General features: G+C 48.5%; 12 protein-coding genes. 5 read left to right on the top strand and 7 right to left on the bottom strand.

Annotation, left to right across the window (positions count from 1 at the left end; genetic code table 11):
* Positions 1–576: 576 nt before the first annotated feature.
* From AC1DWB_RS13245 to coxB, 6 genes are all read right to left on the bottom strand, one after another.
* Entirely contained in the window at positions 577–1,035 is a 459-nt protein-coding gene (locus AC1DWB_RS13245; protein ID WP_477541544.1) for a DUF420 domain-containing protein, read from the bottom strand.
* Between the two features lie 107 nt (positions 1,036–1,142).
* Positions 1,143–2,036, bottom strand: a complete 894-nt coding sequence (ctaG, locus tag AC1DWB_RS13240) for a cytochrome c oxidase assembly factor CtaG (RefSeq protein ID WP_477541543.1) — start codon at positions 2,034–2,036, stop codon at positions 1,143–1,145.
* A 93-nt stretch (positions 2,037–2,129) separates the two neighbouring features.
* Positions 2,130–2,447, bottom strand: coding sequence for a cytochrome C oxidase subunit IV family protein (locus tag AC1DWB_RS13235; protein ID WP_477541542.1), 318 nt, complete (start codon positions 2,445–2,447; stop codon positions 2,130–2,132).
* Between the two features lie 4 nt (positions 2,448–2,451).
* On the bottom strand, positions 2,452–3,069 hold the full coding sequence (locus AC1DWB_RS13230; protein WP_477541541.1) for a cytochrome (ubi)quinol oxidase subunit III: 618 nt from the start codon (positions 3,067–3,069) through the stop codon (positions 2,452–2,454).
* Positions 3,066–4,916, bottom strand: a complete 1,851-nt coding sequence (gene ctaD, locus AC1DWB_RS13225) for a cytochrome c oxidase subunit I (RefSeq protein WP_477541540.1) — start codon at positions 4,914–4,916, stop codon at positions 3,066–3,068. Before ctaD ends, AC1DWB_RS13230 begins: the two co-directional genes overlap by 4 nt.
* Before the next feature lie 27 nt (positions 4,917–4,943).
* A complete protein-coding gene (coxB, locus tag AC1DWB_RS13220) occupies positions 4,944–6,023 on the bottom strand; it encodes a cytochrome c oxidase subunit II (RefSeq protein WP_477541539.1) in 1,080 nt (359 codons plus the stop codon).
* A 530-nt stretch (positions 6,024–6,553) separates the two neighbouring features.
* On the opposite strand from coxB, the gene AC1DWB_RS13215 reads away from it, so the two are divergent.
* From AC1DWB_RS13215 to AC1DWB_RS13195, 5 genes are all read left to right on the top strand, one after another.
* The gene (locus AC1DWB_RS13215; protein ID WP_477541538.1) at positions 6,554–7,243 is read left to right on the top strand and encodes a hypothetical protein; all 690 of its coding nucleotides are present in this window, start codon (positions 6,554–6,556) and stop codon (positions 7,241–7,243) included.
* Between the two features lie 180 nt (positions 7,244–7,423).
* Positions 7,424–8,239 (top strand): flagellar motor stator protein MotA, encoded by an 816-nt coding sequence (motA, locus tag AC1DWB_RS13210; RefSeq protein ID WP_477541537.1) that lies wholly within the window; start codon positions 7,424–7,426, stop codon positions 8,237–8,239.
* The gene (gene motB / locus AC1DWB_RS13205) at positions 8,211–9,017 is read left to right on the top strand and encodes a flagellar motor protein MotB (protein ID WP_477541536.1); all 807 of its coding nucleotides are present in this window, start codon (positions 8,211–8,213) and stop codon (positions 9,015–9,017) included. Before motA ends, motB begins: the two co-directional genes overlap by 29 nt.
* Before the next feature lie 148 nt (positions 9,018–9,165).
* On the top strand, positions 9,166–9,753 hold the full coding sequence (locus AC1DWB_RS13200) for a guanylate kinase (RefSeq protein WP_477541535.1): 588 nt from the start codon (positions 9,166–9,168) through the stop codon (positions 9,751–9,753).
* Positions 9,754–9,860: 107 nt separating this feature from the next.
* Complete coding sequence (locus tag AC1DWB_RS13195) at positions 9,861–11,048, top strand: virulence factor (protein WP_477541534.1); 1,188 nt, start codon at positions 9,861–9,863, stop codon at positions 11,046–11,048.
* A 178-nt stretch (positions 11,049–11,226) separates the two neighbouring features.
* Here the strand turns inward: AC1DWB_RS13195 and AC1DWB_RS13190 are convergent, their stop codons facing one another.
* Complete coding sequence (locus AC1DWB_RS13190; RefSeq protein WP_477541533.1) at positions 11,227–12,588, bottom strand: ABC transporter substrate-binding protein; 1,362 nt, start codon at positions 12,586–12,588, stop codon at positions 11,227–11,229.
* Positions 12,589–12,666 lie beyond the last annotated feature (78 nt).

The following is a 12,666-nucleotide window of genomic DNA, read 5'->3' as shown; positions in this document are numbered from 1 at the left end:
CTCCACTCCTTTTGTTCACAGTTAATCGACAGCCTTAAAATCGGCCTTACAGCGCCAGCGGAGTGACAAACTTGGGCTGTAAGACGATTTTTTCGTCTTGCAGCTCCTTCGGCCTGCCAATCTTGGGCTCTAAGACGATTTTTTCGTCTTGCAGCTCCTTCGACCTGCTAATCTTGGGTTGTAAGACGATTTTTTCGTCTTGCAGCTCCTTCGGCCTGCCAATCTTGGGCTGTAAGACGATTTTTGCGTCTTTTCAGCTCCTTCGGCATGCCAATCTTGGGCTGTAAGACGATTTTTGGTCTTACAGCTCCTTCAGCATGCCAATCTGGGCTGTAAGACGGTTTTTGAGACTGTCGATTCAGTGTGCGCACAGGAGTGGAAGGTGAAAAAGAGGACCCCGGCGAGTTTTGGCTTGAACCTCCCACCGCTGAATCYCTTATACAATSAAGGGAGGTTCAAACAAGATGTTTGAGCTAAAGGGGTCCTTTTTTACTTGGAACGGCCGTTTTTGCATCAACAATGAATTTAAAAAGACAGCCCCTGAATAAGGCTGTCTCCCTCAACTTACGTCCCAAGCTATTTCCCGAAAATGGCTTGCCATACAGGAGCCGTCGTACTACCTGGATACTTGATATAGAGCAAGTAATAGACGGTTACACCGGTAATCGCGGTAAGAAACCAGATGATGGAAGTCCAAGGCCCGATCTTACGGTGCTTGTCCAACTGATTCTTGTAGCCCCATCTAAGGGTAATGATCCCCATCACACCTCCGACGGTAGCAAGCGTAATATGAAACAGCAAGAAGATCAGATAAAATATCTTCGTATGTTCCGGTCCATCGAACAGCGTATTGCCTACAAACACGGTCCGAGACACGTAGACGATAAAGAACAAGGAGGCGAAAACCCCGGCTGTGGTCATAACTTTTTTGTGTGCTTCTATTTTCCGCTGCGCAATCAGCACCCAGCCAATCGCCACGAATATAGCACTGATGACAATAAATGTAGTGCTAATGGTAGGCATCAATTTGAACATTCTTCAATTCAACCCCCTTTCAAATTCTACCCCACAAAGTGATGTATGACTTCGAAGCCGATTCCGATTACTTTGCGGGGGCCCCGACTCTCTACCCACAAAGCAATCTAGGCCGTACCAGGCTCCATAGGATCATCTGCACGCTCACGACCATACCAAGTAAAGAATACGTAAGCCAGAGCGGCACCGTAGGTAATCTCCTGAACGACCTTCATGATGACACCACCGAGTTGCTGGTCTTCCTGCGCATCAAGCAGCAAGAAGAATTGGGGACCATTCGCGAAGTTCTGTAGCAGCTCTTGAGCATTTGCTGACACGCAATAACCCATTGCATTAGCCCAGGCGACCGGGTCGCTATAAGTAGCGAATATGGCCGAATCGGCGAATATAAGCAAGGCGCAAGCCGGCGTAATGAGAACCCCATTCGCGAATATATACGCCATCTTTTTCAATTCAGACATTTCATAAAGTTCGGGCAACGGTGATACGATCGGCCACCACATCATAAAGGCGGTAAAAAGCAATACAAAAAAGAAAAGACTATGGACCGTGAAGTGTGTCATCACGTAGTCGTGAATTTTCGGCATATGGTAGAACGAGAATAAGATATTAAACACGAATACCGTAATCATAGGATGCGTTATCGTGGTCAACACTTTCTTAACCCCGCGGAATTTCAACAACGGTCGGAGCATCCAGCCCGGGATCCCAATAAGCATAAGCGGCGGTGCAATGAGATACGCAAGTGACATCGCGGTCATATGGGCGCTGAACATAAGATGACCCAATAGATCGATCGGGCCTCCATGGGCCATGTAATAGATGAACAATCCGAGCAAGAATGAAACCATTTTCCCGACTGGCACCGGTTCCGATTCCGCGAACAACTTGGTTCGGTAAGGCCCCACTATGCCCAAATACGCAACGGCAATCAATATGATGACGATCAAGGTGACCGGACTCCAAAGTTCGCTGAATGTGAAATATTGCAAACCTAGCATTACAGCAACCTCCTTTTTCCTATCAAACAAACAAATCTTACAGTCTTTATACTTACAAAAAAAGGGGGGCTAACCTGCAAGCCCCCCGACGTGTTACCACCAAATCCAATATACGACTGCTGCTACCCCGGTAAGTGCGGTAATAAAGCCGAACGCGATTCCTACCGTTGCGTAAAAGTGTCCGCGGTCTTTCAAGTGCATCCAGAACGTTAATTGGAATACAGCCTGAATGATCGCAAGCAGGACGATGAACAATAATGTGAACGTTCGTCCCATCTGAGCATTCACAACGACGAACGCCAGAATGGTTAGCAGAATGGATAAGCCAAAGGCCAAGAAATGATTCTTCGGACCTTCGTGCACGTGACGACGATTCCCTTGCTCTGATGAGGATGGATGATTGGATGCCATCGACCTAGACCACCTTTCCCATCAAGTAAACGATTGTGAAGATGAACACCCACACGACGTCGACAAAGTGCCAATACAAGCTTGCATTGTACAACTTAGGCGCCGTAACGACGGTTAGCCCTTTTCGTTTCAACTGAAGCATCAAGAGCGAAATCCAGGAGACCCCGAAAAGAACGTGAGCTCCATGGAACCCGACCAACGTATAGAAGGCAGAACTGAATGCACTGGTCGAGAATTTATGACCTTCATGTACATATTCGTAGAACTCATAAATCTCAAGCCCCAGGAACGCCAAACCCAAAATTACAGTGATCCCGAACCACAGCTGCATGGCTCCAACTGCCTTGCGATGCATAGCCTGAACCGCCAGCACGCTCGTCATACTACTCGTTAGCAAAAGGAATGTAGCCAGGGCAACTGTAGCCAGCTTGAAAATCTCATGTCCCGGAGGGCCATCGGCAATCTGGTTGCGCAACCCGATGTAGGTAGCGAACAAGCATCCGAACAATACCGTCTCCGCACCTAGGAATAACCAGAAGCCAAGTATTTTATTGCGTCCTTCCAGTGTTGCTTTCTCTGGTTCTGCAGGAAGGTTATGACCCGTTAAGTCAGCGTGGTTCATGCTCTAACCTCCTTATCCTGCAGTTCTTCAACTTCAATATGGTAACCATGATCGTCATAAACCGAACGAAGCAGCATGCAGATCAGTGTAATGGCGATACCGCCGATGGAAACCCAATTGTGATGATACATGAACCCGTACCCGGCGATGAACAATCCAATTGACATCACAAGTGGCAGTATGGATGGTGAAGGCATATGAATCGGCCCAAGCGGTTCAGCCGGAGTCATCTCCTTCTTACCTTCCATCTTCTCCTTGAACAGTGGATCCAAGCCGCGAACGAGCGGAAGCTGCTTGAAGTTATATTCTGGAGCTGGAGATGGAATCGCCCATTCCAACGTCCGTCCATCCCAAGGATCGGCAGGTGCATTCTTAGGTTTCATGAACGTGATAACTATGTTAACGAGGAGAAGAATGGTACCTACTCCCATACTGAATGCTCCGAGCGTACTGATTAAGTTCATCGTGTCCCAACCCTGATTCGGCAAATACGTGAAGACACGTCTTGGCATACCCATCAGACCTAGGAAATGCTGGATGAAGAACGTCAAGTGGAATCCGATGAAGAAGAACCAGAATATCCATTTGCCGAGTGTTTCGTTCAGCATTCGACCGAACATCTTAGGCCACCAGTAGAACAATCCGGAGAACAAGCCGAACACCAAACCGCCGACGATTACGTAATGGAAGTGAGCGACAACGAAGTAGCTGTCATGGTACTGAAAGTCTGCTGCAGGCGCTGCCAGCATAACTCCAGTCATACCGCCCATAACGAACGTCGGGATGAAGCCGACTGCGAACAAGTTCGCGGTTGTGAAGCGGATGTGTCCACCCCACAGTGTGAACAGCCAGTTGAATATCTTGATCCCTGTCGGAACCGCAATCAACATTGTTGCGATAGAGAACAAGGCATTACCTACAGGTCCAATACCTGCTGTGAACATATGGTGAACCCAAACCATGAAGCCCAGGAACCCGATAATGACGGTTGCGAATACCATCGCGCTGTAGCCGAACAAACGCTTGTTCGAAAACGTACTGATGACTTCCGAGATAATCCCGAACGCTGGAAGAATCAGAATGTATACTTCGGGATGCCCGAAAATCCAGAATAGATGCTGCCATAGGACGACGTTCCCGCCTGCCGCCACATCGAAGAAATTAGCTTCGAAGAGCCGTTCGAACATTAAGAGTACAAGTCCTACTGTAATCGCCGGGAAGGCGAAGAGGATAAGTGCCGATGTTACGAAGGATGCCCAAGTGAAGAGCGGCATTCTCATAAAGGACATGCCAGGTGCCCGCATATTGATAATCGTGACGAGGAAGTTGATCCCTCCGATTAGCGTCCCAATCCCGGCAATCTGCAAGCCCAGAACGTAGAAGTCTGTCCCCTTACCGGAATATTCTGGTGATGATAGCGGTACATACCCCGTCCAACCTGCATCTGGTGCTCCTCCGAGCAACCAGCTTGTGTTCATCAGTATGCCTCCGGAGACGAACAGCCAGAAACCCAACGAGTTAACGAATGGGAATGCTACGTCGCGCGCCCCAATCTGGAGCGGGATAACAGCGTTCATAAAGGCGAATATGAGTGGCATCGCCGCGAAGAAAATCATTGTCGTCCCGTGCATCGTTAACAATTGATTGAACATCGCTGCGTCAACCGCGTCGTTCATCGGCTTGATTAACTGTACTCGGATCAAGACAGCTTCCAGACCGCCGACCAGGAAGAACAGTCCGCCTGCCAGCAAGTACAGAATGCCGATCTTTTTATGGTCAACGGTCGTGAGCCAATCCATTATACCGCTGTATCGTTTGACCTTATGGTGAGCATGAGCATGTGCCAACGTATAAACCCCCTTCTTCAGTAGTCGTTACTTCTGCTTCTGCGCGGCCAAATACTCCACGAGAGCATCGATTTGCTTGTCGGTAAGTCCAAGGCTGGCTTCCATCTTGCTGCCCGGAACATCTTGCGGATTCGGCATCAAGTTACCCGGTTTCACTTCTTGAGGATCTTTTAACCACTTATGTAGGTTATTCTTCAAGTCCTCCGGATTCCTATTGTCCAAAATACCTGCAACTGTCATCCTGTTCGCATAGTTCACAAGACTCGGAGCGACCTTACCGCCCACAACCTGCTTCTGCTGGGGATCCGACACCGCATGGCAACCGATACAGCTCTTCTTGAAGATCTGCTCGCCTTCCTGAGCAAGCGAAGTAGTCGTAGCCGTTAATGGAGCTTTCATGCTGGCTATCCATCGTTCGAACTCATCAGGTGTGACTGCTTTTACTTTAAAGTCCATTAAAGCATGCGAAGTTCCGCATAACTCGGCACATTTCCCGAAGTATACCCCTGGCTTAGCTGCTACCAAGTAATGCATGTTGGTCATACCTGGGTTATTATCCTTCTTACCGCCTAATGTCGGTACCCAGAAGGAATGGTTCACGTCAGCTGATTCCAAGTGAAAGGAGATCGTACGGTCAGTAGGAATGACCAAATCCTGAGCGGTAATAATCTTCTCATTCATATACTCGAATTCCCACCAGAACTGATGTCCGGTAACCTTGACCTGAAGCGCATTCGGATCCTTCGAATAATCTTTGTCCAGCTCGAATGTGTACTTGACAGTCGGGATCGCGATGATGATCAGCAGAATAAAAGGAATCACGGTCCAAATAATCTCGAGCTTGTGATTGCCTTCCACTTGCTTCGGTACTCCGGTTTGTCCAGGACGCTTGCGAAAGCGAACGAGCACATACACGTAAATCACGGCCACGACGATGAATACCCCAATCATGACAGCCAAAGAAATAAGGATCAGCCATAATTGCTTCTCAGCTACAGGCCCTTTCGGATTTAACGTGGTAAGTTCATCGATCCCACACCCCGAAAGTATGAACGTCATCATCGCCAATAAAGGGACTAAACGCCATACAAATTGCCACCGTTTCATTCACTCATCAACCCCAATTCTCTGTTATAAATAGATCAATCGAGCAAAGAAGACCAATCTATTCTTGCTATCTGAATCAGAACTTAATCCGGTTAAATTCACCGAAAATTCTGATCATGGATGGCCATATCTTGTCAACTAACCTAATCACTTTATTAACTATAATTTCGTACTCAATGTTTGTCAATCTTCCTGGCAAAGTTCACAAAATGTTCTAATATCAAGGTTTCCCAGCTTTTTCGAGTCATTCCTGATAACTTGGAACCGTTTAATTTTCTTACTGTCGACCAAGGATATAAACGCGCCTAACGGCGTCCTTTTACGCCGTGCGTTTGCCGAGACAATGAACTATCAGCGAAGTTTTACTTTCTGAATCGTTCATAAAGGGTATTTCCTTTTTACAGCAGTTTTATGCAATCTCTAGCGGAGAATCCGCACTAAAAATGTAATGTATAAATTGAAGCGTTAAACAAAAACTATGCTTAATCGTATGGTCCACTCTCCATCTAAAACCCGGTCAGGAGGTTCTTATGTTAAACATAAACATGCAGCTGCTGATCAAATGGATGGCTTGCCTCTCCCTTACAGCCGGACTTTCGGCTTGTTCGTATCAGCAACATTTCGAGAACAGCTCTTCCGATTACGGCAGCCGGACAAGCATGAATGAAGCAACCGGATTCCGCACATACAACACGCAGTTAAAAGCAGCCGATCACAACAACCATACGATGGCATTCAGCCAAGCTACTTCAGACGTTATCGACGATATGAAAGGCATCCGTACATCCTTCGTCATCATAACCGATAAGAATGCCTATGTCGCCATCCTTTTGGACGGTACTGCTACAGGTATGAAGGGCAAGGGAACGAGCAACCGCAGCGACCGAACGATCGCCCAATCCGGGATAGACCACCACTCGGATGTCACACAATCACTCAAGCCAGGCGATATTGTGATGGACAAGTACTCATTCCCGACCATTCCGAATCCACAGGACTTATCGAGTGAGCTGCAGACCGAATTGACTCAGACTGTGCGAAAAATGCATCCGAACATTACGAATGTGTTCATATCTGCCAACCAGCAATTCATCAACCAGTTCAGTCAATATGCTCATGAAGCTTGGCGCGGGGTATCGCTATCCCCATATGTCCCGGATTTGAATAACTTGGTTAAGAACCATTTTGGGGATCATGGCATAATTGAGCTGACACCTTAATCGCGTTTCTTCATCTTATAAAGCAAATTTTCATTATCATAATAAACCGTGTGACTACTCGTCTTGCGGTTTTTTTGTTTGCAAATATGTTCAAGTCTGTGAAGGATTTGATTGTCTCTAATCGAATCCATACTCTATGCCGATATAAAAGGGGTATAGACTAAATCGTGAGGTGTCACAATGGAGAAATCTTCAGTACTAGGTATTATTCTTGCTTTTATTTCAGTTGGTGTCGGGATGGTGCTGAAGGGTGCGCATCTCAGTTCACTTTTGAATTATGCTGCCATCCTGATCATCATAGGAGGAACAGCCGCCTCTATTCTAATTGCCTTCCCCATGTCCGAATTGACCAAGATTCCCAAGCTGTTCAAGATTGTCTTCGTTAAACAACAGCTCGTCCCTAAGAAAGAATTGATTCAACTGTTCATTGAGTGGGTTACCATTACTCGTCGTGAAGGTCTGCTTGCTCTGGAGAGCAAGGTTGAAGAAATTAACGATCCATTCCTGCGAAATGGGATGCGGATGATTATTGACGGCAACGATCAAGAGTTCATACATGACGTATTAATGGAAGAAGTAAATGCTATGGAGGATCGTCATCGGGCTGGAGCGCTTATCTTCACTCAAGCCGGCACATACGCACCTACTCTTGGGGTGTTGGGGGCGGTCGTAGGCCTCATCGCAGCATTGAGCAACCTAAGCCAAGTGGACAAGCTGGGACACTTGATCTCAGCCGCATTCGTTGCTACCTTACTCGGTATATTCACCGGTTATGTGCTATGGCATCCAATCGCAACGAAGCTTAAGCGCATCTCTCACAAAGAAGTAGAGATCAAGCTGATGATGGTAGAAGGGCTGCTCTCCATTCAGTCTGGCATTTCGGCCATCGCCATTGAACAGAAGCTATCCGTATTCCTGACTCCTTCCGAACGATATGGTCCACAAAATCAAGAGGAGGACTCCGATCGTGAGCAAAAGGCGAAAGCAGCATCATGAAGACCATATGGATGAAGGCTGGCTTATCCCTTATGCCGACTTACTTACGTTACTTCTCGCTTTATTCATCATCTTGTTCGCCTCCAGCGAGGTAGACTCCAAGAAATACGATCAAATCATGCGAAGCCTGAATTCGGCCTTCAATGGCGGAACTAATATATTCGAAGCAACGTCCGTCGTGCCGATTACCAAAGATCCAACCGACCAGGTCAATAAGAAGGCCGAAGACTTCAAGACGGAGCAGCCAACGTTACAGCAATCCAAGGAACAGCAAGCACAGATGGAGAAGGAAATGGCTGATCTGAAGGAACTGAAGCAAAAGCTAGATCAATTCATCCAGGACAACGGACTTACGACTCAACTCGAAACCCGTCTGACAAATGAGCTGCTTATGATCACTATCCGTGACAACGCGCTGTATGCTTCGGGAAGTGCCGAAGTGAAGCCAGATGCACGGAAGCTCGCTCAATCGATATCGAACATGCTGACTCAATATCCGAACTACCAGGTCGAAGTGGCGGGTCATACCGATGATATTCCGATCAACACGAAGGAATTCGAAACCAACTGGGACTTGAGCTCCAAGCGGGCGTTGAACTTCATGAAGATATTGCTGCAGAATGACAAGATCGGTCAATCACGCTTCAGCGCAATCGGCTACGGCGAATATCATCCGATCGACGATAACAGAACCGCTGATGGCCGTGCCAAAAACCGCAGGGTTGAAGTTTCCATTCTGCGCAATGCTAAGACCGGCACTGTCGTTTCAGCTCAATAGCCGCATACGGATCATACACAAGAAGATGCTTATTTATCACTAAACAAGCATCTTCTTGTGTTATAATTTGGTCATAGGAGGCATATCCTGCAGGAAGTGCCGAATACAATGTGACAACTATCAAAACATAGGGAAGGGTGTGCGGTCCATGAAAGGCACTACAGGGAATGCGCGTATATTCGTATTTACCGGACCCGACGGTTCCGGACGGAAGACAGTGGCTGATATGGTGGGTTCAACGTTAGAACTGGAGAAGGTGCTTTCCTACACGACACGTGCACGACGCCCGAGTGAGCAAGAGGGGCAGGATTATTATTTCATTTCCCCTGAGCAATTCCAGGAAGATGAGCAGGCTGGCGCATTTATTGAGAGTGTATCTATTAACGGGCATCAATATGGCATCAAGCATGTGGATATTGAAAAACTGCTCGCAGCGGACAAATTCATATATATAATATTGAACCCTAAGGGAGCCAACATTCTGAAGGCGGTGTACCCGGATCAAGTAACCGAGCTGTTCATCTATGCGGACCGGACATCAGTCGTGGATCGGCAGCAGGAACGCGGTGACGATGAAGCTGTGATCCAGGGGCATATGTTGCACTATGATGATGCGATGTCCTACATGCTGGAATGCGAATTCGTCTTCGAGAACCTTGATCTGGCACATACCGTATTCGCCATAACGAACTTGTTGGAACCCTATTTGGACCGTCAACTACTGAATCTGGATTGATGACTATGCACACCAACCTCGCCTTCTAATGAAGCGGGGTTTTTTCTTTGGTCCGAATGTGACACAATAGGAGGAGAACGTGATTGTCAGGTCAGGAGGATGAACCTATGCGTATAGTATCGATCGAACCTACACCAAGTCCGAATACGATGAAGATCAATGTGGATCAATCGCTCCCCAAAGGGGACAAGCGGACTTATGATAAGCATAACAAGCATACAGCTCCCGCCAACATACAACGACTACTCGCTATCGATGGCGTCACTTCCGTGTTCTGGACAGCTGATTTCATCGCCATCGATCGGAAGCCCAAGTCGGATTGGCAGCCGATTCTAGCTGAAGCCGAGCGTGTATGGGGAGCGGATGGGCGTGCAGTTACCGGCTCTACTGCTGAACCTGGAGGATCTAGCAGTGAGGGAACTAGCAATAGTACAACGCTCAATCCAGAGGAGCACGCCTCCTTCGGCGAAGCCCAAGTGTGGATTCAAGTATTCCGCGGTATTCCGATGCAGATTCGGGTGCGCAGCGGAACCGAAGAATTCCGGGCGGCACTTCCTACCCGCTTCACCGACGCAGCGATTCAAGCTGGGACGGCATCCCCCAACCTGATTCGCGAACGCACGCTGAAGGATGCGGGCATACGCTATGGCGAGCTTGCTGAGATCGGAGCGCAGATAGCGGCTGAGCTGGATGCCTCCTATGACGAGGAGCGGTTGAAGGAGCTCGTTCGCAAGTCGCTTGAAACCGGTACGGAAGGCGAGATGCCTCCCGAAGAGCTAAGCGACTTGACAGTCGAGGAGCTTGCGGCGCGAATGACGCATGAGGATTGGAAAGTGCGGTACGCGGCATTACAGCGGGTGAAGCCCTCGCTCGAAACGATGCCGCTGCTCGTTCAGGCTCTGCGCGATCCGCAATCATCGGTACGGAGATTGGCTACGGTCTACTTGGGCGATATTCGTGAGCCGCAAGCCCTGCCCTACTTATTAGAAGCGTTGCAGGACAGCTCCGTCTCGGTTCGGCGTACGGCGGGCGACACGCTATCCGATCTCGGTAACCCAGAGGCCATCGGACCGATGATCGTGGCGCTCGGCGACCCGAACAAGCTTGTTCGGTGGCGGGCGGCCCGCTTCTTGTACGAAGTCGGCGACGCGTCCGCCGTACCTTCGTTACAAGGCGCGATCGACGACCCGGAGTTCGAGGTTCGCCTGCAGGCGAAGCTGGCCCTCGCTCGCATCGAAGGCGGCTCCGCTGCGGAAGGGTCGGTCTGGCAGCAGATGACACGGCGCAACGAATAGATTGTGCATGAAGGATAACCTCTGGAGCAGATCACTCCAGAGGTCCTTGGTGGTTGAGCAACGTTTGCGCGTGGGAAGGGCGCTTCTCCACTCCCTCTGCCCCTTTTGTTCCTCTTCCTTCAAGGCTTTACGTCTTGCGGGGGAAGTTGATCATCCTCTGATCCTCCTATCAGCATTTTTACTTCTTAGCCAGATTCAGCTCCGCGATCCGCTTCTTGGCATCCTCTTCCGCCTGACGCAGAGCCGTATTCATGTCGAGGCTTCCGATCTGCACTTTCGTTCCATAGCTGGCATAAATTCCAGCGATATCCGCTTCATAAGAAGCTTTGGGAGGGATTACCGCGAATTTGTTGTAAAAGACGGATTTCCAGTTTTTATCCTTATAGATGGACTTTTTACCAAGCTCCTTCTGGATCGCTTCACTCTTCAATACAGGCATTGTGCCGATCCGGGCCAATTCCGTCTGGAACTCATCCGATACCATGTAGTTGAGCACATCCATCGCAGCATCCTTGTTCTTCGCCATCTTGGTGATACCGAAGTAACTCGGGTACGACTGTGAGCCAACACCTGGAAGCTCATTGAAAGTCGGCATCGATACGATATCCCAATCCATCGATTTGAATTGCTCTTCCCATACCGTAATGAGGCTGGACACATAATTAATCATGGCAATGTTCTTCGTCTTCACGAAATCATCGATAATCGGAATTTTATTCGTCGATTGCATTAAATTTAGCAGGCTTGGTTCCTGAGAAGGTGCGACGAACACCGTTTGGAAGTAGCGCTTCCATCTGTCGTCGGTATTAATCGTCGGTGTATTCGCTTTCAAATCAGCCGAAGGCACGGAAAGCTGCATCATCCGGACCGAATGAGACGGTGAATGAGTGAATCCCACGTATTGGGTCCCGCCATCGTTCCGAGTGAGCTTCTTGGATATTTCCGCAATTTGATCCCATGTCATCCCGTCCCTCGGGTACTCCACGCCGAATTTATCGAAGAGAGACTTGTTATAGTATAAGACCAGATTGTTATTGAAGATCGGCAGTGCATAGAGTTTCCCTCCGGACGCCTGCTTGACCGCGTCGATCAAGGTAGGCTCGAAACGGGATAGATCAACCTTATGCTTCTGCACCAAGTCGGACATATCGAATTGAATGTCGCTGGCGAAGGCAAAGTTCTCGAAGTTCCCAATCGTTTGGAAGAAAATATCAAACCGTGTCCCTGATGCAATCAATTCCGGTAAGTTCGTACCTGGACCTTTCATGATGTATTTGATTGTGTAGTTCGGAAACTTCTTGCGCAGCAAATTGCCGAATCGCAGATCGAAGCTTTCTACTGGGTCCCCGTTATTCGAATAAAATACGACCTCAGCCGGCTCACCCGACGGTTGCGGGGTATTGGCCGCGGAACTTGGACTCGAACTAGGCCCCGGTTTCTGCGCCGTCGTTTCCCCACCGCTGCCCGAACATGCCGACAACACAACACTTACTACCATGACCAGCATCAACAATATACACAAGCTTTTGCTCTTTCTCATGGAATAGCTCCTCTCGAAATATGTACAATTATCCCCTTGCTCACCGCGACTCCACTTTCTAATGTGTCAATCCAGTTC

This window comes from Paenibacillus sp. P4_E11, from assembly GCF_056401635.1.
The sequence above is the reverse complement of the archived record's forward strand: the minus strand, read 5'-3'. Positions and strand labels throughout refer to the sequence as shown.